This window comes from Pseudomonas sichuanensis (genome assembly GCF_003231305.1).
GTDB classification, from domain to species: Bacteria; Pseudomonadota; Gammaproteobacteria; order Pseudomonadales; family Pseudomonadaceae; genus Aquipseudomonas; species Aquipseudomonas sichuanensis.
In genome coordinates, this window is record NZ_QKVM01000037.1 from 35,914 (window position 1) to 56,039 (window position 20,126).

18 protein-coding genes are annotated in these 20,126 nt (G+C 64.6%); 3 read left to right on the forward strand and 15 right to left on the reverse strand.

Translation table 11 applies throughout. From position 1 onward, the window contains the following. The first annotated feature begins 592 nt into the window (after positions 1–592). Both gltP and DM373_RS18895 read left to right on the forward strand, forming a co-directional pair. Complete coding sequence (gene gltP / locus DM373_RS18890) at positions 593–1,927, forward strand: glutamate/aspartate:proton symporter GltP (RefSeq protein WP_110995031.1); 1,335 nt, start codon at positions 593–595, stop codon at positions 1,925–1,927. Positions 1,928–2,133: 206 nt separating this feature from the next. Then, positions 2,134–3,363: a nucleoside recognition domain-containing protein gene (locus tag DM373_RS18895; RefSeq protein WP_110995032.1), complete on the forward strand. Its 1,230-nt coding sequence runs from the start codon at positions 2,134–2,136 to the stop codon at positions 3,361–3,363. On the opposite strand, the gene DM373_RS18900 is transcribed toward DM373_RS18895, so the two are convergent. The 9 genes from DM373_RS18900 to DM373_RS18945 form a co-directional block, all read right to left on the reverse strand. Further along, the gene (locus DM373_RS18900; RefSeq protein WP_110995033.1) at positions 3,345–3,968 is read right to left on the reverse strand and encodes an ABC-type transport auxiliary lipoprotein family protein; all 624 of its coding nucleotides are present in this window, start codon (positions 3,966–3,968) and stop codon (positions 3,345–3,347) included. The genes DM373_RS18895 and DM373_RS18900 overlap by 19 nt on opposite strands. Further along, the gene (locus DM373_RS18905) at positions 3,965–4,903 is read right to left on the reverse strand and encodes an MlaD family protein (RefSeq protein WP_110995034.1); all 939 of its coding nucleotides are present in this window, start codon (positions 4,901–4,903) and stop codon (positions 3,965–3,967) included. Before DM373_RS18905 ends, DM373_RS18900 begins: the two co-directional genes overlap by 4 nt. Before the next feature lie 3 nt (positions 4,904–4,906). Beyond that, a complete protein-coding gene (locus DM373_RS18910; protein WP_110995035.1) occupies positions 4,907–5,698 on the reverse strand; it encodes an ABC transporter ATP-binding protein in 792 nt (263 codons plus the stop codon). After that, positions 5,695–6,828 (reverse strand): ABC transporter permease, encoded by a 1,134-nt coding sequence (locus DM373_RS18915; protein ID WP_110995036.1) that lies wholly within the window; start codon positions 6,826–6,828, stop codon positions 5,695–5,697. Before DM373_RS18915 ends, DM373_RS18910 begins: the two co-directional genes overlap by 4 nt. Before the next feature lie 176 nt (positions 6,829–7,004). Further along, positions 7,005–8,030 carry a DUF5924 family protein gene (locus tag DM373_RS18920; RefSeq protein ID WP_110995037.1) on the reverse strand — a complete coding sequence of 342 codons (1,026 nt, stop codon included), beginning with the start codon at positions 8,028–8,030 and terminating at the stop codon, positions 7,005–7,007. A 141-nt stretch (positions 8,031–8,171) separates the two neighbouring features. Next, positions 8,172–9,575, reverse strand: a complete 1,404-nt coding sequence (locus DM373_RS18925) for a M16 family metallopeptidase (protein WP_110995038.1) — start codon at positions 9,573–9,575, stop codon at positions 8,172–8,174. A gap of 30 nt (positions 9,576–9,605) precedes the next feature. Then, positions 9,606–11,264 carry a Na/Pi cotransporter family protein gene (locus DM373_RS18930; RefSeq protein WP_110995039.1) on the reverse strand — a complete coding sequence of 553 codons (1,659 nt, stop codon included), beginning with the start codon at positions 11,262–11,264 and terminating at the stop codon, positions 9,606–9,608. Positions 11,265–11,571: 307 nt separating this feature from the next. Continuing rightward, entirely contained in the window at positions 11,572–12,342 is a 771-nt protein-coding gene (locus DM373_RS18940; RefSeq protein ID WP_110995040.1) for a TerC family protein, read from the reverse strand. 72 nt (positions 12,343–12,414) lie between these two features. Next, positions 12,415–13,722, reverse strand: a complete 1,308-nt coding sequence (locus DM373_RS18945) for a CitMHS family transporter (protein WP_110995041.1) — start codon at positions 13,720–13,722, stop codon at positions 12,415–12,417. A 268-nt stretch (positions 13,723–13,990) separates the two neighbouring features. Here DM373_RS18945 and DM373_RS18950 point away from each other — a divergent pair, with 268 nt between their 5' ends. Next, positions 13,991–14,392 carry a GFA family protein gene (locus DM373_RS18950; RefSeq protein ID WP_110995058.1) on the forward strand — a complete coding sequence of 134 codons (402 nt, stop codon included), beginning with the start codon at positions 13,991–13,993 and terminating at the stop codon, positions 14,390–14,392. 143 nt (positions 14,393–14,535) lie between these two features. Here the strand turns inward: DM373_RS18950 and DM373_RS18955 are convergent, their stop codons facing one another. The 6 genes from DM373_RS18955 to DM373_RS18980 form a co-directional block, all read right to left on the reverse strand. Next, entirely contained in the window at positions 14,536–16,494 is a 1,959-nt protein-coding gene (locus DM373_RS18955) for a DUF7844 domain-containing protein (protein ID WP_110995042.1), read from the reverse strand. Next, on the reverse strand, positions 16,491–16,811 hold the full coding sequence (locus tag DM373_RS18960; RefSeq protein WP_110995043.1) for a DUF2388 domain-containing protein: 321 nt from the start codon (positions 16,809–16,811) through the stop codon (positions 16,491–16,493). Before DM373_RS18960 ends, DM373_RS18955 begins: the two co-directional genes overlap by 4 nt. Before the next feature lie 37 nt (positions 16,812–16,848). After that, positions 16,849–17,142 carry a DUF2388 domain-containing protein gene (locus DM373_RS18965; protein WP_110995044.1) on the reverse strand — a complete coding sequence of 98 codons (294 nt, stop codon included), beginning with the start codon at positions 17,140–17,142 and terminating at the stop codon, positions 16,849–16,851. Between the two features lie 86 nt (positions 17,143–17,228). Further along, positions 17,229–17,546 (reverse strand): DUF2388 domain-containing protein, encoded by a 318-nt coding sequence (locus DM373_RS18970; RefSeq protein WP_110995045.1) that lies wholly within the window; start codon positions 17,544–17,546, stop codon positions 17,229–17,231. A 296-nt stretch (positions 17,547–17,842) separates the two neighbouring features. Continuing rightward, complete coding sequence (locus DM373_RS18975) at positions 17,843–18,058, reverse strand: DUF1127 domain-containing protein (RefSeq protein ID WP_110995046.1); 216 nt, start codon at positions 18,056–18,058, stop codon at positions 17,843–17,845. A gap of 441 nt (positions 18,059–18,499) precedes the next feature. Further along, complete coding sequence (locus DM373_RS18980) at positions 18,500–19,993, reverse strand: acetyl-CoA hydrolase/transferase family protein (RefSeq protein WP_110995047.1); 1,494 nt, start codon at positions 19,991–19,993, stop codon at positions 18,500–18,502. Positions 19,994–20,126 lie beyond the last annotated feature (133 nt).

Sequence of the window (20,126 nt, forward strand, 5' to 3'; positions counted from 1 at the left end):
GGTACAGGGAGTACCTCCGTAATGGGCCGGGTCAGGCGAAGGTGGCATCGGAAGTTGCAGATCGGTCATGTCCAACAGGGATCAGAGACCGATCTCGCTTCCGAGGTGCCTTTCTGTAGGACTCCTTCCTTCATATGTACGTCTTTGCACCAAAGACACATTTTGTCTTGACCGTACATCGAAATTTTTTAGTCTGACTGACAGCTCAGGTTCAGTGGCATTTCAGCCATTCGGATTGTCGAACACGCCATTCAAACCCCCGTACGTACGCCGTCAATTCTGCCGAATTATGGCGCTTTGGTCTTGTTCGGAAATCCGAACGTTGAAAATCAAGGGCTTGGCGATGCTCGATTTTGTGTTCTGGTCTCATGCCGATTCGGCATGGGGTACTCGTTTCCGGCATTAGACTGCCCCCCTTCCCATCGCAATAGTTGCCGCCTTTTTCCCTGGCCCAAGCACTCGAAAGATGTGCTCGCGGTGTCCTTTCATGGGGCCACCGCACGCCAAGCTCGTGTTGCCATCACGCTTTAAACGGCTCTGGTACGCGGCTTAGCGGTTGGCGTCCTTGACCACTACAACAAAGGGTAATGACATGAAGAAGGCAAAACTGAGCCTCGCCTGGCAGATCGTCATCGGTCTGTTGCTGGGCGTTGCAGTCGGCGCGCTACTGAATCATTTCAGTGCAGAAAAGGCATGGTGGATCAGCAACGTCCTCCAGCCGGCCGGCGACATCTTCATTCGCCTGATCAAGATGATCGTTGTCCCGATCGTGATTTCGTCGCTGATCGTGGGTATCGCCGGAGTTGGCGACGCGAAGAAACTGGGCAGCATTGGCCTGAAGACCATCCTCTACTTCGAGGTGGTGACCACCATCGCCATCGTCGTCGGCCTGGTGCTGGCCAACGTGTTCCACCCGGGCGCCGGCATCGACATGAGCACCCTGGGCACCGTCGATATCTCCAAGTACCAGGCCACCGCGGCCGAGGTGCAGCATGAGCATGCGTTCATCGAAACCCTGCTCAACCTGATCCCGTCGAACATCTTCGCAGCGCTGATGCGTGGCGAAATGCTGCCGATCATCTTCTTCTCGGTCATGTTCGGCATGGGCTTGTCGAGCCTCAACGCCGAGCTGCGCGAGCCGCTGGTGCGCACCTTCCAGGGCGTGTCGGAGACCATGTTCAAGGTCACCCACATGATCATGAACTACGCCCCGATCGGCGTGTTCGCCCTGATCGCCGCCACTGTCGCCAACTTCGGCTTCGCCTCCTTGCTGCCGCTGGCCAAGCTGGTGCTGCTGGTGTACTTCGCCATCGCCTTCTTCGCCTTCATGGTGCTGGGCCTGGTGGCGCGCGTGTTCGGCTTCTCGATCATCAAGATCATGCGCATCATGAAAGACGAGCTGATCCTCGCCTACTCCACTTCCAGCTCCGAGACCGTGCTGCCGCGCGTGATCGAGAAGATGGAAAAGTACGGTGCGCCGAAGTCGATCTGCTCGTTCGTGGTGCCGACCGGCTACTCGTTCAACCTCGACGGCTCGACCCTGTACCAGAGCATCGCGGCGATCTTCATCGCCCAGCTGTACGGCATCGACCTGTCCTGGAGCCAGCAGCTGCTGCTGGTGCTGACCCTGATGGTCACTTCCAAAGGTATCGCCGGCGTACCGGGCGTGTCCTTCGTGGTGCTGCTGGCCACCCTGGGCAGCGTCGGTATCCCGCTGGAAGGCCTGGCCTTCATCGCTGGTGTCGACCGCATCATGGACATGGCCCGTACCGCGCTGAACGTGGTGGGTAACGCCCTGGCCGCCGTGGTCATCGCCAAATGGCAGGGTATGTACGACGCCGAAAAAGGCGAGGCGTACTACAAGTCGCTGGTGCTGGACAAAGGCAAGACCGAGGCAGTGGTGGCCGGCAAGACCGTCAACCAGTAAGCCTTCGCGCTGAACAAAAAGCCCCGACCAGTCGGGGCTTTTTGCATTTTGGGGATTTACGCTATTCCCTGTGGGAGCGGGTTTACCCGCGAACACCGGCAAAGCCGGTGCCATACACCGCAGTGCCTGCTTCGCGGGTAAACCCGCTCCCACAGGGGCCGTGCCGATTACGCTATCATTCGGGCATTTTTCACGGGGGATCACAGATGCTCAACGGCCTCTGGCTCGGCTTTTTCCTGGTGGCGGCCATTTCCGCCCTGGCCCAATGGCTGGTCGGCGGCAACGCCGGCATCTTCGCCGCGATGGTCGAGAGCATCTTCGCCATGGCCAAGCTGTCGGTCGAGGTCATGGTCCTGCTGTTCGGCACCCTGACGCTGTGGCTGGGCTTTCTCAAGATCGCCGAGCAGGCCGGCATCGTCGAATGGCTGGCCAAGGTGCTCGGCCCGCTGTTCGCCCGGCTGATGCCGGAAGTGCCGCCCGGCCACCCTGCCCTGGGCCTGATCACCATGAACTTCGCCGCCAACGGCCTGGGCCTGGACAACGCCGCCACCCCCATCGGCCTCAAGGCCATGCGCGCGCTGCAGGAGCTCAACCCCAGCAGCACCACGGCGAGCAACGCGCAGATCCTGTTCCTGGTGCTCAACGCCTCGTCGCTGACCCTGCTGCCGGTGACCATCTTCATGTACCGCGCCCAGCAGGGCGCGACCGACCCGACCCTGGTATTCCTGCCGATCCTGCTGGCCACCAGCTGCTCGACCCTGGTCGGCCTGCTGTCGGTGGCGGTGATGCAGCGCCTGCGCCTGTGGGACCCGGTGGTGCTGGCCTACCTGATTCCTGGTGCGCTGCTGCTGGGCGGTTTCATGGCGTTCCTCGGCACCCTCTCGGCGGCCGCGCTGGCCAGCTTGTCGTCGATCCTCGGCAACCTGACGCTGTTCGGCGTGATCATCCTGTTCCTGCTGATCGGCGCCTTGAAGCGGGTGAAGGTGTACGAGGTGTTCGTCGAAGGTGCCAAGGAAGGGTTCGACGTGGCCAAGAGCCTGCTGCCGTACCTGGTGGCCATGCTGGTGGCCGTGGGCGTGCTGCGCGCTTCCGGCGCCCTGGAGCTGGCTTTGGACGGTATCCGCCATGCGGTGAGCTGGATGGGCCTGGACAGCCGCTTCGTCGAGGGCCTGCCCACCGCGCTGGTCAAGCCGTTCTCGGGCAGCGCGGCGCGGGCCATGCTGATCGAGACCATGCAGACCCACGGTGTCGACAGCTTCCCGGCGCTGGTGGCGGCGACCATCCAGGGCAGCACCGAAACCACCTTCTACGTGCTGGCGGTGTACTTCGGCGCGGTGGGCATCCAGCGGGTGCGCCATGCCGTGGGTTGCGCCCTGCTGGCCGAGTTGTCCGGCGTGGTCGCGGCGATCTTCGTCTGCTACTGGTTCTTCGCCTGAGCCTGAGCGGCCTGGCTCACGGTCCAGTCGATCACCTGGCGCGCCAGCTGGTCGCTGGCCGCGCCGAAGCCGGCGACCGCTGACGGCACCTGCGGGTTGGCGAGTGGCTGGCGCACCTCGAAGCGCTTGCTGGCGAGAATGCGCTGGCTGCGCCCCTGCACCAGCCGGGCGTCGTAGCGGATCACCACCTCCACCTGGTCCTTCGCCCGGTATTCACTCTGGAACGCCTGCAGCTCGCCGCCCAGCTCGTAGTCGGCCTGCAGGTTGGCGTCGTCGGCGCTCAGGCGCTGCACCCGGCCGTCGCGCTGGAAACCATCGAGCAGTCGGTTGCGCACCAGCATGGGCACCGGGTCGCTCCAGCGCGCGCCCTTGTAGCTGCTGATCACGTCACCCTGGGGGATCACCGCGATGCGCGGCCCGGCCAGGGCTTCGCTGGCCAGGGGTTTGTTCAGGCGCAGCGACCAGCTCGCCGGTGTGGCGCTGCCGGCCGCCTGGTGCACGGGCAGGCGGTAGATATCCACAGGTTCGGTCTGCGGCAGGATCGAGCAGGCCGAAGCCAGGCTCAGCGTGACGGCCAGGGCGAGCAGGCGTGGCGACGGGCTCATGGCTGGAACTCCTTGTTGTTGTCGCGACCGAGCAGATAGCCGCTGGGGTCGGCCTCCAGGCGCCGGGAGATGCCCTTGAGCGCATTGAGGGTGTCGCGCAGCTCGCGGATGGCCGGGGCAATCTGGTTAAGGCCCTGGGCGCCGTCGTCGAGGGACTGGCGGTTGTCCTGCAGCAGGCTGTTGATGGTCGCGCTGCTTTGGGCCAGCGACTGCATGGCCTGCTCGGCGCTGCCGATGGCCTGCTTGCCCTGGGTGCCGAGCAGGCCGTTGGCGTTGCGCATCAGCGCCTGGGTCTCGGCCAGGGTGGCGCTGGCCTGCTTGCCGACCTCGCCCAGCTGGACGATGGCCGCACCGATGCCGTCTTTCTGGTTGGCGAAAGCGCCGGTAGTCTGGTCGAGGTTGGCCAGGGTGTTGCTCAGGTGCTCGATGTTGTTTTCCGAGAACATCTGGTTGGCGTTATGCAGCAGCAAGTTGATGTTGGTCACCAGGTCGCTGCTGTCGTTGAGCAGTTGCGAAATCGGCGATGGCGAGGCGACGATCACTGGCAGTTTGCCGTCCTGGCCCTTGAGCGCTGGGCTCTCTGGCGTGCCGCCAGTGAGCTGGATGAACGAGTTGCCGGTGACCCCGGCCAGGGTCAGCTTGGCCTTGGTGTCTTCCTTCACCGGCGTGTCGGCGGACAGGCGAATGCGCGCCAGTACCCGGCGCGGGTCTTTCGGGTCCAGGCGCAGGGTGCTGACGTCCCCGACCTTGATGCCGTTGTACTGCACCGGGCTGCCGCGGGACAGGCCGGAGACCGCCTCGTTGAACACCACTTCGTAATCCTTGAAGGTGTCGTCGACGCTGGACTTGGTCAGCCACAGACCAAACAGCATGGCGCCAGCCACCACCAGCACGGTGACCAGGCCGATCAGGACATGATGCGCTCGGGTTTCCATCGTTCAAGGCTCCTGGCGGGCGCGCAGGGCGGCGTCTTCGGCCGCCCGGCCGCGCGGGCCGTGAAAGTATTCGTGAATCCAGGGATCGTCGGTCTGTTCGACGTCACTGAGGGGGCCGGCCACCAGCACCTTCTTCTGCGACAGCACCGCCACCCGGTCGGTGATGGTGTAGAGGGTGTCCAGGTCGTGGGTGATCAGGAACACCGACAGCCCCAGGGCGTCGCGCAAGGTGAGGATCAGTTGGTCGAAGGCGGCGGCGCCGATCGGGTCGAGGCCGGCGGTGGGCTCGTCGAGGAACAGGATGTCCGGGTCCAGCGCCAGGGCCCGGGCCAGGGCAGCGCGCTTGATCATGCCGCCGGACAGCGAGGCCGGGTACTTGTCGGCAGCGCTGATCGGCAGCCCGGCCAGGGCCAGCTTGACCCCGGCCAGGTGTTCGGCGTCGGCGCGCGACAGCCCGGCGTGTTCGATCAGCGGCAGCGCGACGTTCTCGGTGACGGTCAGCGACGAGAACAGCGCGCCCTTCTGGAACAGCACGCCAAAACGCCGCTCCACCTGCGAGCGTTGGCCTTCGTCGAGGCTGGCCAGGTCCTGGCCGAACACCTTCACGGTGCCCTCGTTGGGCCGGCGCAAACCGATGATGCTGCGCAACAGCACCGACTTGCCGCTGCCCGAGCCCCCTACCACGGCGAGGATTTCGCCGCGGTTCAGGTCCAGGTCGAGGTTTTCGTGCACGCTCTGGCTGCCGAAGCGGTTGCAGATGCCCCGGGCTTCGATCACCGTTTCCCGGGCGCTCACCAGCCCATCTCCATGAAGAACAGCGCGGCCACCGCATCCAGCACGATGACCACGAAGATCGACTGCACCACCGCCGAGGTGGTGTGGGCGCCCACCGATTCGGCGCTGCCGCTGACCTTGAAGCCTTCCAGGCAGCCGATGGTGGCAATCAGGAAGGCGAAGAACGGCGCCTTGGCCAGGCCCACCAAAAAGTGCTGCACGCCGATGTCGCTTTGCAGCAGCGAGAGGAACATGGCCGGCGAGATGCCCAGCGACAGCGCACAGACCACCGCGCCACCGACGATGCCGCAGATCATCGCGACGAAGGTCAGCAACGGCAGCGCGATCAGCAGCGCCAGCACCCGCGGCACCACCAGCAGCTCGATGGGGTTCAGGCCCAGGGTGCGGATGGCGTCGATCTCTTCGTTGGCTTTCATCGAGCCGATCTGCGCGGTGAACGCGCTGGCGGTCCGCCCGGCGATGAGGATGGCGGTCAGCAGCACGGCGAATTCCCGCAGGAAAGAGAACGCCACCAGGTCGACGGTGAAGACCGTCGCGCCGAAGTTGGCCAGCACCGTGGCGCCGAGGAAGGCCACCACGGCGCCGACCAGGAAAGTCAGCAGGGCAACGATGGGGGCGGCGTCCAGGCCGGTCTGTTCGAGGTGGGCGACCACCGGGGTGACGCGCCAGCGGTGGGGCTGCAGCAGGCGGCGCAGCAGGGTTTCGAGGATCAGGCCGAGAAAGCCCAGCACTTGCCTGGTGTCCTGCCACAGGGTGTCGACGGCGCAGCCGATGCGCGCCAGCAGCAGGAGCAGCACCGGGCGCTCGGGTTGTTTGACCGGGATGCAGTAGTCCTGCACCGAGCAGTAGACGTTCTTGAGCAGGGCGCGGCTGGCGTCGGGGAGTTGCTCGGTACAGTGCGCCAGGCGTTCGGAGCCGAGCAGTTCGGCCAGCAGCGAGGCGCCGGCGGTGTCCAGGCGGCCCAGCTGGCTGAGGTCGACCTGGGTGTCGGCGCCGTACTGGCTGCGCAGTTGCTCGCAGTCGCGCTTGAGGCTGGCGTAGTGGGCCAGGGTCCAGTCGCCGACGATACGCAGGCGGGAGGGCTGCTGGTTGTTGTCCAGGATGGCGCTCGGGGCGGTCATAGGCTCCATGCATCTGACTGGCGGGTGGCGAGTCAGATCATAGCGCAGTGGGCAGCGATGGGCAGTGCATTCCTGTAGGAGCGGCCTTGTGCCGCGAAAGGGCTGCGAAGCAGCCCCAGGATCTCAGCGTCAAGGTAAGAATTGCCGGGGCCGCTGCGCGGCCCTTTCGCGGCACAAGGCCGCTCCTACAAGGGTTTTGGCAGATCTTCGAGCACTTTGAACCTGAGCACCCCAATCACCTGGCCATCCTCGGTCAGCACCCGCACCTGCCACTTGCCCACCGGGTTGGGCGGGAAGTTCTGCTTGTGGGTCCAGGCCCGGTAGCCTTCCTTGCGCCCGCCGTGAATGTCCAGGGCGATGCGGTCCACCTCTTTGCCGTCCAGCTGCCACACGTGGTAAATGCGCTCGTTGAGGCCGCGCGGGGCATTGATCGCGGTGTAGGCGTACAGGCCGCCATTGCGGATGCGGCTGGCGGGTACTTCCTCCAGCGATGCGCCCGGCTGGCGGTTGAGCACTTCGGTGCTGATCGCCACGTCGGTCATCCACAGGGTCGCTGGCGGCACCCAGGACCGCATCAGCCAGCCGCCGCCACCCACCGCCAGGGTCACCAGCACCAGGGCCACGCCACGGCGCCAGTTGTTGATCGGGAAACTGCTGGCCAGGCTTGGGAACGACAGCACCATGGCGGCGACCAGCGCCAGCTTGAAGCTCTGCGCGGTGGTCAGGTGCAGGATGATCGGCAGTGCCGTGAGCAGCGCGGCGAACAGGGTCAGGGTGTGCAGCGCCAGGAACAGCCAGCGCCTGGGGGCCAGCCACTTGTGGTACAGCGGGTCGACGATGGAAATCAGCCCCGCGGCGCCGAGCAGGCCGGTGAAGACCAGCTGGCCGCTGTTCCAGGTGGTGGTGATGAAGAAGAACGGCAGGACGAAGAACAGGCTCTCCTGGTGGATCATCTGCGTTGCGAAGCGCAGCAGCGGCTGTGGGATCTCGCGCTTGAAGGTACGGGCGAACAACTCGGTGAGGGTGTTCTCCAGCATCAGCCAGACCCAACTGATCAGCATGACGATGGCGATCCAGCTGGCCAGGCCGGCCTGGCGGTCGACCAGGATGAAACTGCCGATACCCGACAGGAAACCGTAGAGCGCGATGATGCCGGGGTAGCGCTTGAGCAGTTCGATCACGCGCAGGACGAAGTTGGGTATTGGGGGCATGGGGCTATGACAGGTGCTCAGGATGGCTGTGCCGGCGCTGATCGCGGGGCAAGCCCGCTCCCACGAAAATCATGGCTCCGTGGGAGCGGGCTTGCCCCGCGATCAGCGCTGGTGAAAGGCCGACAGGATACCGCCGAACCCCTACTTTCGTGTAGCGCCGCTGGGGCGATTCGCCATTACGCGCCGCCAGCGAACCAGCCCGGCCGCAAGGATCAGCCCGAGCAACAGCGCCACCAGCCCATACAGTTCGTCATACCCCAGCAACGGCTTCTCGATGCGCAGGTACCCCGGCTCCTTGAGCATTTCGCGCAGGGCCTCGTTGGCCTGCTTGAGGCTGACCTGGCGCATCGCACGCACCGGGTCACTGAAGCGGCCGTTCTCGTAAGCGTTCAGCGCACCCCAGTAGTAGTCGGCCAACGCCGTGTTGCCCTGGGTGCTCCAGCTCTCGCGGGCAATTGCCGCGTCCTTGATGCGGGCGAAGGTGTCCGGGTCCAGGCCGTGCTTGCGCAGGTGTTCGAACAGCTGCTCGAGCACCTTCACCGCCGCGTCGAGGTCCTGGCGCTCAAGGTCGGCATTGAGGCTCAAGAGGCCGGTGTCGCCAAAGCTCTCGCGTTGCGCCGAGGGGCCGTAGGACAGGCCATGGCGCAAGCGCAGCTGGTCGTACAGCGCCCAGTCCAGGTAGCGCGAGAGCAGTTCGAGGGTCTGGTCGTTGTCCGTGTCCAGTGTCGGCTCGACGAACAGCCAGTGCAGCTTGACGTTGTCGCCCAGCCAGCCTCGGGTCAGGTCGCGGCGTTGCTCGGCCTGCTGGCTGATGGTTTCGAGGGTGCGGCGCTCTTCGGGCTCGGTCGACGGCAATGCGCCGAAGGTGCGTTCCAGATAGGCCGGCAGCAGGCGGTCGAGGCCGCCGACGACGATCAGGCTCATGTTGTTGGCGGCGTACCAGTGCTCGCGCAGGTGCTGCACCTGCTCCAGGGTCATGTCGTCGAGGTCGGAGCGCTCCTTGCACTTGAGGCCCAGTTCGGTCGCCAGTTGATCGCTGGCCGGGCGGCCGACTTCCTGGCGGTCGAGCCAGCGCTGCAGGTGCCCGTAATGGCCGCCGTCCTCGCGCTCGATGATGCGCTTGGCCGTGGCCAGCGCCTTGGCGTCGATACGGGTGTCGCGCAGCAGCGCCAGCAGCAGGTCGAGCACTTTGCGCTGGTTGCGTGCCGGGGCCTCGATGACGAAGGTGGTGTCGGCGCTGCTGGTGAAGGCGTTCCATTCCCCGCCCAGTTCTTGCAGGCGTTCTTCCAGGCCGCCCTCGCCGGTGTCGTCGATGCCGCTGAACAGCAGGTGCTCGAGCAGGTGCGGCAGCTCGCGCTGGTTGCAGTCGAAATCGTCCAGGCCCACGCCCACCACCAGGCGGATCGACACATGGTCGCGCTCGTAGCCGGACTTGAGGATCACCTGCAGGCCGTTGGGCAACAGGTAGCCCTCGACCCGCGAGCGATCGAGGGCAAAGGTAGGCAGGCTGGCGATCAGCAGGCAAATGAACATCAGACAACGCATGGGCGAGCTACGGTCTCCAGGGGCAAAGGCTCAAGGCTGGCGGGCTTCGTCCGGCACGCTGTCGAGCATCAGCCCGCCGGTGTCGGTGCCGCCCAGTACCACATAGGCACTGCTGCAGAACAAAGAGTTCAACCGCTTCATGTCGGCAATGAGTTCCAAGTGTAGCGAACTGGTTTCGATACTCTGCACCACTTTACGTTGCAGGCGGCTGACATGGGCATGTGCCAGGCGCCGCTCCTGGGCGCGGAAGCGGCGTTTTTCGCGCAGCAGCTGGTGCGCGCTTTGCGGGTCGGCGCTGAGGAACACCGACAGGCCCAGGCGCAGGTTGGCTTGCAGCTGCTCTTGCAGGCCGGTCAGCTCCTGCAGGCCGGTTTGCGAGAACTCGCGGCGCTGGGAGGTTTTCTGCTGCTGGACCTTGCGCAGCATGCGCTCGATCAGGTCGGTGGCCAGCTTGAGGTTGATTGCCAGCTCGATGATCTCGGCCCAGCGCCGGTTGTCCTGCTCGCTCAGGTCCTCGCGGGGCATCTGTGCCAAGTACAGCTTGATGGCGTTGTACAGCGCCTCGGCGTCTTCGGCGAGGGTGCGCACCTGCTGCGGCATGGCGGTCTGGGTACCGCGCAGGGCGCCAAGCATGGCATCGAGCAGGCTGTCGACCAGATCGCCCAGGCGCAGGGTTTCGCGCACCGCATTGGCCAGCGCCAGGCTCGGGGTAGTGAGTGCCGTGGGGTCGAGGTGGCGTGCCTGGGTATGGCCGTTGCCGTTGCCTTGTTCGGGCAGCAGGAAGTTGCACAGGCGGCCCATGGGCTTGACCGTGGGCAGCATCAGCAAGCAGCGCAGGGTGTTGTAGAGCAGGTGGAAGCCGATCACCAGCTCCTGCGGGCTGAAGCTCAGGCTGTCCATCCAGGCCACCAGCGGGTGCAGCACCGGGATGATCAGCACCAGGCCGAACAGCTTGTACAGCAGGCTGCCCAGGGCCACACGCCGCCCTGCCGAGTTCTGCAGGCTGGTGGTGAGGAAGGCCAGCAGGCCGCTGCCGATGTTGGCGCCGATCACCAGGCCGATGGCCACCGGCAGGCTGATCACCTCGGCGCCGGCCAGGGTGGCGGTCAACAGCACGGCGGCCAGGCTGGAGTAGGAAATCATGGCGAACAGCGCGCCGATCAGCGCGTCGAGCAGGATGTCGCCGGTCAGCGAGGCGAACAGCACCTTCACGCCCTGGGCGTGGGTGATCGGGGTGGCGGCGTGCACGATCAGTTGCAGCGCCAGGATGATCAGCCCCAGGCCGATGCCGACGCGGCCCAGTTGGCCGGCACGGGTCTGCTTGCGCGAAAGGAAGAAGATCACTCCGAGGAAGATCAGCAGCGGCGACAGCCAGGACAGGTCGAAGGTCAGCACCCGCGCCATCAGCGCGGTACCCACGTCGGCGCCGAGCATGATTGCCAGGGCCGGGGTCATGGCCATCAGGCCCTGGCCGACGAACGAGGTGACCAGCATGGCGGTGGCGTTGCTGCTTTGCACCATGGCGGTGACCAGGATGCCGGCGATGAACGCCAGCGGGCGCTTGTTCATGTTCTGGCTGAGCACCCGGCGCAGGTTCGAACCATAGACGCGCAGGATGCCGGTACGGACGATGTGCGTGCCCCACACCAGCAGGGCCACGGCGGAGAGCAGGTTGAGCAGGGTCAGCATGGTCGGGCCCCCTTTATTCTTGTGCCCCAGTGCGGGGCCAATCGGCAATGCAGTGAGCCTGGCCCGGGGGTGGGCATCGGTTTTGTGCAGGGCTCACTCAAGCTTTAGTTGTTTTGCGCGGCTGTCGCCAGCTTGGCATGGCTGAAACATATTTGAAACATGCCACGATCCTGTGGGAGCGGGTTTACCCGCGAAACAGGCACCACCATGCATGGCACCGGCTTTGCCGGTGTTCGCGGGTAAACCCGCTCCCACAGGAACGCAAAAAGGGCCCCGAAGGGCCCTTTCTGTACTGCGCTCGCCGGGATTACTGACCCGGAATGTCCTTGCGCAGCTTCACCGCGTCGGGCTCTTCACCCTTCTTGCGCGCCGCCGCAGTGCGCATGCGGATGTTGATCGCTTCCACCGCCAGCGAGAAGGCCATGGCGAAGTAGACGTAGCCCTTCGGTACATGCACGTCGAAAGATTCGGCGATCAGCACGGTACCGACGACGATCAGGAACGAAAGCGCAAGCATCTTCAGCGATGGGTGCTTGTCGATGAAGTCGCTGATGGTGCCGGCGCAGAGCATCATCACCAGTACTGCGACGATGATCGCGGCGATCATCACCGGCACGTGGGAAACCATGCCCACGGCAGTGATCACCGAGTCCAGCGAGAACACGATGTCGATGATGGCGATCTGGATGATGGTGTAGAAGAACTTGCCGCCCGCGCCCTTGGGCTCGTCCGGGTTTTCGTCCTCGCCTTCCAGGCCGTGGTAGATCTCTTGCGAGCTTTTCCACAGCAGGAACAGGCCACCGAAGAACAGGATCAGGTCGCGCCCGGAGATGCCTTGGCCGAACACATGGAACAGGTCGTCGGTCAGGCGCATGACCCAGGTGATCGACAGCAGCAGCAGGATCCGCGTGACCATGGCCAGGGCCAGGCCGAAGATCCGCGTGCGCGGCTGCATATGCTTGGGCATGCGGCTGACCAGGATCGAGATCATGATGATGTTGTCGATCCCGAGCACGATCTCAAGGGCCGTGAGGGTGAAAAAGGCAACCCAGATTTCCGGGCTGGTCAGCCATTCCATGTGTATTCCTTCGAGCGGTAATGGCAAAGCGCCCGGAGGGCGGGCGCTTTGCGGTTGGATGAAGCGTGTGTATTACAGACTGCTGAACAGCGGGAATGTGCCCAGGGCCAGCGCGCCGAACATTATGCACAGGCATACCAGCACTGCCCACTTGAGGGTGAAGCGCTGGTGATCGCCGAACTCGATGCCGGCCAGGGCCACCAACAGATAAGTGGAGGGTACCAGCGGGCTGAGCAGGTGTACCGGCTGGCCGACGATCGATGCGCGGGCCATTTCCACCGGGGTGACGCCGTAGTGGCTGGCGAACTCCGACAGCACCGGCAGCACGCCGTAGTAGAAGGCGTCGTTGGACATGAAGAAGGTGAACGGCATGCTGACCAGGGCGGTGATCACCGCCATGTACGGGCCGAACGCTTCCGGGATCACCGCCAGCAGGCTCTTGGACATGGCGTCGACCATGCCGGTGCCCGACAGGATGCCGGTGAAGATGCCGGCGGCGAAGATCAACCCGCTCACGGCCAGCACGCTTGAGGCGTGGGCGCCGATGCGGTCCTTCTGCTGCTGCAGGCACGGGTAGTTGACGATCATGGCGATACTGAAGGCGATCATGAACAGCACCGGCAGCGGCAGCACGCCTGCGATCAGCGCGACCATCAGGGCGGCGGTCAGGGCGCCGTTGAACCAGATCAGCTTGGGCCGGCGCGCTTCGGGGAACTGCGACACGCTGATCTCGCTGTGATCGATGTCGTCGGTCGGCAGGTGCAGCTCGCCCAGGCGGGCACGTTCACGCAGGCCATACCAGTAGGCGATGGCGAGGATCGCCAGCACACCGAAGGCCATGGCCGGGATCATCGGCACGAAGATGTCCGAGGGGTCCACATGCAGCGCACTGGCTGCGCGGGCAGTCGGGCCGCCCCAGGGGGTCATGTTCATCACCCCGCCGGCCAGGATGATCAGGCCGGCCATGATCCGCGGGCTCATCCCCAGGCGGCTGTACAGCGGCAGCATGGCGGCGCAGCAGATCATGTAGGTGGTGGCGCCGTCACCGTCGAGGGAGACGACCAGGGCCAGCACCGCGGTGCCGACCGAGACTTTCAGCGGGTCGCCCTTGACCAGTTTGAGGATCTTGCGCACGGCCGGGTCGAACAGGCCGGAATCGATCATCAGGGCGAAGTACAGGATGGCGAACATCAGCATCACGCCGGTGGGCGCAAGCTTGCTGATGCCTTGCAGCATCATCGGGCCGATGTCGCTGTAGAAGCCGCCGAACAGGGCGAACAGGATCGGTACCAGGATCAGCGCGATCAAGGCCGACAGGCGCTTGGTCATGATCAGGTACATGAAGGTGATGACCATGGCAAAGCCGAGGAAGGTCAGCATGGCGGTACTCCAGGCGTGGCGCGGCGAAAGGAAGGACGATTCGGGCGGATCAGCGCGTCAGGCGCTGCGCGGGGAGTAGGCGAAGAGGGACTGCGAAAAGGCGGGCACAGGAAAACATCAGAATCACCATTGTTGTTGTTGATTGGGCCGGGCACGGAAGTTTCCGGGTGCCCTGGCTGACCGGTCTGCTGCCGGTGGTGGCGCTATCCTATGTGCGCAAGCTTTCAGCCAGCTTTCGGCCAGTGCAAGGCGACGGGAGGTCATGATGATGACGCGTGTCGAGCAAGGGGGGTGCCATTGCGGTGCCCTGCGTTACCGGTTGCGGGGCGATCTGGGCGATGTCGCCCACTGTCATTGCTCGATATGTCGGCGGGTCAGCGGCGGCACGCTGGTGACCTGGGTGACGCTGGCCTGCGAGGATTTCGAGTGGTTGGCGGGCTCGGCGCAGCGGTATGTGGCGCCGGCTGGGTGCAGCCGCTATTTCTGTGGTGGTTGTGGGGCCCATGTGGCGCTGGTGACCGAGCGCAGCCCGCAGACGATCGATGTGACGGTGGCGACGCTGGATCATCCCGAGCGGGTGAAGCCCAGCCGGCACATCTGGGTGACGAGCCGCTTGCCGTGGATGCCGGTGGGTGATGGGTTGCCCCAGGAGGATGAGGAAAGCCTGTGAGGTCTTGAGCTGGCTGTTCTGCCCTAATCGCGGGGCAAGCCCGCTCCCACGTTGTGGGCTACCCCTCTAGTGTTCAACTTCTTGGGGGCAGTCCACAGCGTGGGAGCGGGCTTGCCCCGCGATTGGGCCCTCACCGGCTTTCGCTAGGGCAACTGCAACCCGCCAGCCGCCTTGTGCAGCGCGCGCAGGTGTTCGCCTACCTGCTTGATGTTGGCTTCCACCGCCTTGATCTCCCTGGCCCGCTCCGGCCCCAGCAGTGCCCTCACCTGCTGGTCCAGGTCGTTGCTCAGGCGCAGCAATTGCGCCTGGCGTGCCTTGCTCTCCTGCTCCAGGTGCTGGCGCTCCTCGGGCTGTGGCAGGCCGTAGCCGCCCGCCCCCAGCAGTTCCGCCGGGCGGCTGAGGTAGCCACTGTTGGCGAGAATCGCCTGCAGGGCCTGGTCGGCCTTGTCGAAGCTGCCATCCTTCATCGCCCGACCACTGAGGTAACGCTGCTTGACCTCATCCTGGGCCAAAAGCAGCTGCCGGCGCAGGCTGGCCTGTTCGAGCAGCAGCAGCGCCGCACTGGTGCGCAGGTCGGCGCGCGCGAACCACGGACGGCGCTGCTCGGCATCCAGGGCCAGCCAGTCTTCCACGGCGCTCTGCTTGATCGGCAACTGCTTCTTCAACACCTCGAACATGGCCTGGTAGCGGTCGCGGTAGGAGTCGAAGCGATAACCCAGGCGCAGCGCCTCACGTGGGTCGTCGAGCACACTGGTGTCGGCCAGGCCACGCCCTTTGAGCACTTCCAGCAGGCCGTTGGGCATGATGTTGTCGAGGTCGTTCAGGCGCGGGTTGGCGGTGCCGCTGCGCAGCAGCTTCAAATTCTCGACCGCGCAGTTGTTGGACAGGAAGAAGTAGTTGCCGTCGTAGCTCCAGTGCATTTCGGCAGCCTGGCGCACCAGGTTCTCGATCTCGCTGCGGCTGAGCTTGAGCGGCACCGAGGCCAGGCTGCGCAGTTCGGTCTTGGTGTACTCGTCGATCACCTGGCCCAGCGGCAGGACGAACAGCCGCGATGGGTAGGCCCCGACCAGCCCGCCCCAGCTCGACAATTGCACATCGTTGACGAAGGCCCGGTAGGACAGCACCAGGCTCTGGTCGAGGTCCAGGCGGCACGCTGGACCGCGCGGCCGGCCTGGGGCGCAGATCACCAGGCGCAGCATGCTGTGGCCCCAGCGGCTGACCAGGTTCTGGTTGGCCTCGGCCAGCAGGTAGTCGACTTCGTAGACCCGTTCGGGGTCGATTTCACCAAGCGGCTGGCGGGCGAAGTCATTGCCGGCGTTGAGGAACGGCAGGGCCTTGGCGCAGGTGTTCTGCGGCGGTGCCCAGCCGAAATGCTCGCTCAGGTACTGGTTGAGCGCCGGGCGACGGCAGGCATAGCTAGGGTCGAGGAGGAAGTACTCCATGTTGACCGCGATGTATTCCTTCGGGCTGCTCAGCTCGTAGCTGTCGGGGCTGCGCGCCACCTGGCCGTTGTGCTGTTCGCGCTCGCCGCGGCGGCCGACGTACTGCGCCCAGCCGGCCAGGTCGAGCAGGCGTGGATCGTCGCTCAGGGTGAAGCGGCGCTCGGCCTGGCCCCGGCAGTCCTGTGGCAGGCCTACCTTGCCCAGTGCGCCCTGCTGGCGCTTGCAGCGGGTGATGAGCTGGCGTTCGGCGCTGGGCCACAGGCGGGCGCGGTCATAGATGTGGGTGAGCTCATGCAGCACCGTGGCCAGCAGCTCTTCACGGACGGTGCCGTGGGGGCGGTTGGTCTTTTCGCGGGCGGCACTGCCATCGACCAGGCCCGGCAGCAGGCGGCGGTTGAGGTCGAGGGTGGAGACCGGCGAGGCCTGGCCGTAGGCATCCTCGGGCATACGGTCGGTCCAGCCCACCGTTATCTGGCGGTCCAGCTGCTGCTTGAAGCGTGGCGGCAGCTTGGCCATGGCTTCATCGAGCAGCTGCTGGGTGGCCTGCTGCTGTGGCTGGTCGAGGCCGTCTGCCTGCAGCACCAACTGCAGGTCGGCCAGGGCGGGCGTGCCGAGCAGCGTCAGGACGCAGCCGAGCAGCCAGGCACGCGCGTGCTTCACAGGGCGAGGATAGCTTCGGCCAGCACCTGGTCGCTGGCGTCGCGGGCTTGCGGCACACGGGTGCGCAGGGTGTCGAAGGCCGCTTCGAGCTGGGCGCCACGGATGTTGCCATTGCTGGCGACGAAGCTGGCGGCGTCGTCGTGGGCTTCGCGGATGACTTTCGAGTCGCGAATCGAGGTGGTGGTGTCGGAGGTGAAATCGATCGTGCGCGCCGAGGCACGGACGATGATGTTGCTGGTAGCCACCAGCGTGTGAGCCTGGGCCATGTCGGCCAGCAGCAACATGCCGAGGGAAGCGGCGATCAGCGATTTACGCATGGAGCATCTCCAGAAGGTACAAAGGCGTAACAGGTAATTATTGGACGAGAATGGCTTCGGCCAGTTCAAGGTCGCCGACAGAGTGACAGCTGTGCACCTGGCGCAACGAAACCAGCGCCGCCTGAAGGCGCGCACCGCGAATCAAGCCATCACTGGCAACGAAGGCAGCAGCGTCGTCACGGGCGGCGGCGACGATCTTGCGATCGAACGGCGCGGTGGTCACCTGGCTGGTGACATAGCCGGTGGCAACGAGGCTCTGGGTGGTGACATCCATGGCATGGGCGCTTCCCATACCGGCGAGGGCTAACAGCACTGGCGGCAGATAACGCATGGGCTCTCTAGGCGGTGGTTTCGGGCAGCGAAGGCTACCCCGGATGCACCGGCCGGGGCCAGTGAATCCGGGTGTGAAGGCGTGTGCTAGAGCGCGAGGATGGCGCTGGCCAGTTGCGCGTCGCTGGCTTGCAGCGCGGGCTGCTGCTGGCGGATGTGCACCAAAGCGCTTTCCAGCTTGGCGCCGCGGATCGCGCCTTCGCTGCCAACGAAGCTGGCGGCGTCGTCACGGGCGGCCTGCACGATCTTGTCATCGCGGAAGGACGAGGTTACGTCGGAGGTGGCATCGGTGGTGGCGGCAACGGCACGGACTACCGTGTCAGTGGTCACCACGAAGCTGGTGGCATTGGCCGCACCGGCGAGGGACAGCAGCACGGCGGCGCCAAACAGATGATAACGGGACATGGTGGGTGGACTCCTGCGAAGGGTCTGGAGGGTTCTGGTTATCGGACGCTCGCTTGGCTCGTCACGGTACGGTGTTGCCAGGCGTGTAGGACAAGCGTAACACGCCTCGGTTCAAGCGCCTGGGGCGGCAAACGGCCACATTTCGTAACTGTACCTGTCTATATCGACTTTTGTAAAACTGTACCTATTGCACTGCGATGGCTCTATCTCGCGGCGGACAAACAAAAAACCCGTCGCGGTTTCCGGCGACGGGTTCTTGTGTATTCGCGGTGCCGGCGTTGGCCGACGGCCGAGGCTTAGCGCCAGAACGGCTTGCTCAGCTCTTCGTAGCGCTGCGACTCGCTGATACCGGCGTCGGCCAGCAGGCGGGAGTCCAGGCGAGCCAGCTGACGGCGGCTGGCCATGCGGCGTTGCCACAGCAGCAGGGTCGACAGGGCGCGCAGAGGCAGGGCAGCGTGGGAAGCTTGGGCGTTGCTTTCGAAAACCAGACCGGAACTGAGGGTGCGTTCCATGATGTTTCATCCTTCCGCTTGTGGCGGCATTAGGGAGTGATTTAACTGGTGCCCATCTTCCTCCTCTGCTGTCCATAACAGTAGATACAGTTCTGTAGTAAAGCGATGGCTCAGTTAACTGTGTAATCCTACTGTTGCACCCGAAATTGGCGTAACTGTACTGGTCTGCACTGATTTAGTGCGAATTTTGGATTTTGTGGGAAATGGCGCGGCTCGGAAGCGGACAATTACCAGTACAGTAGTACAGTTTTATTTGCCTGGTGACCGGTTGACTGTGGGAGCGGGTTCACCCGCGAAAGCGCCTGTATGGCTACTGCAGCATTTGCGGGTAAACCCGCTCCCACAGATAGCTCATTTGGGTGAAACGATCGCGGGGCAAGCCCGCTCCCACATGTATCTGTGGGAGCGGGCTTGCCCCGCGATGGGTACAGCGCTAGCGGATCAACCGGCCAGCATGCGCCCGCTTTCTTCCAGGTTCTCGTGCCAGCTCAGGGCTTCGCGCAGGATGTGCGGGGTGTGGCCGCCGCGCTGGCAGGCGCGTTCGAAGTAGTCGTTCAGCGCAGCGCGATAGTCCGGGTGCACACAGTTGTCGATGATCGCGCGGGCACGCTCGCGTGGCGCCAGGCCGCGCAGGTCGGCCAGGCCCTGTTCGGTGACCAGGATGTCGACATCGTGTTCGGTATGGTCGACGTGGCTGACCATGGGCACAACGCTGGAAATCGCGCCGCCCTTGGCGATCGACTTGGTGACGAAGATCGCCAGGTGGGCGTTGCGGGCGAAGTCGCCGGAACCGCCAATGCCGTTCATCATCCGGGTGCCGCAGACGTGGGTGGAGTTGACGTTGCCGTAGATGTCGAACTCCAGCGCCGTGTTGATGCCGATGATGCCCAGGCGACGCACCACTTCAGGGTGGTTGGAGATCTCCTGCGGGCGCAGCACCAGCTTGTCCTTGTAGCGCTCGAGGTTGCCGAACACGTCGGCATTGCGGCGGCTCGACAGGGTGATCGAGCTGCCCGAGGCGAAGCTCAGCTTGCCGGCGTCGATCAGGTCGAAGGTCGAGTCCTGCAGCACTTCGGAGTACATGGTCAGGTCTTCGAACGGCGATTCGATCAGGCCGCACATCACGGCATTGGCGATGCTGCCGATGCCGGCTTGCAGCGGGCCGAGCTTGTTGGTCATGCGGCCGGCGTCCACTTCGCCCTTGAGGAAGGCGATCAGGTGGTCGGCGATGCCCTGGGTCTCGTGGTCAGGCGGCAGCACGGTGGACGGCGAGTCCGGCTGGTCGCTGATGACGATGCCGACGATCTTGGCCGGGTCGATCGGGATTGCGGTGCTGCCGATGCGGTCATCGACTTTCACCAGCGGGATCGGCGTGCGGGTCGGGCGGTAGGTCGGGATATAGATGTCGTGCAGGCCTTCTAGGTTGGCGTTGTGCGACAGGTTGATCTCGACGATGACCTGCTTGGCGAAGATCGCGAAGCTGGCCGAGTTGCCGACGGAGGTGGTCGGTACGATATGGCCTTCTTCGGTGATCGCCACTGCTTCGATGACCGCGATGTCCGGCAGGGTCAGTTGCTTGTTGCGCAGCTGCTCGACGGTTTCCGACAGGTGCTGGTCGATGAACATCACCTGGCCGTCGTTGATGGCCTTGCGCAGGGTGCTGTCGACCTGGAACGGCATGCGCCGGGCGAGTACGCCGGCTTCGGTCAGTTGCTTGTCGAGGTCGTTGCCCAGGCTGGCGCCGGTCATCAGGCTGATTTTCAGCGGCGACAGCTTGGCGCGCTCGGCCAGTGCGTGGGGCACGGCCTTGGCTTCGCCGGCGCGGGTGAAGCCGCTCATGCCGACGGTCATGCCGTCCTCGATCAGGCCAGCGGCGTCAGCCGCACTCATTACCTTGCTGTGCAGGGAGGACAAGCGGATGCGATCACGGTACATGGATTGTTATCTCAGGCTACTGAAGCTACTGGAAGCGCAGTCTAGAGATTTAGCCCGGTGCCGTCCCGCGACCATGGTCGTAGGCGAAGCCTCGCAATAGAGCCGTTGATCTGGATCATGCAAATGAAAAAGC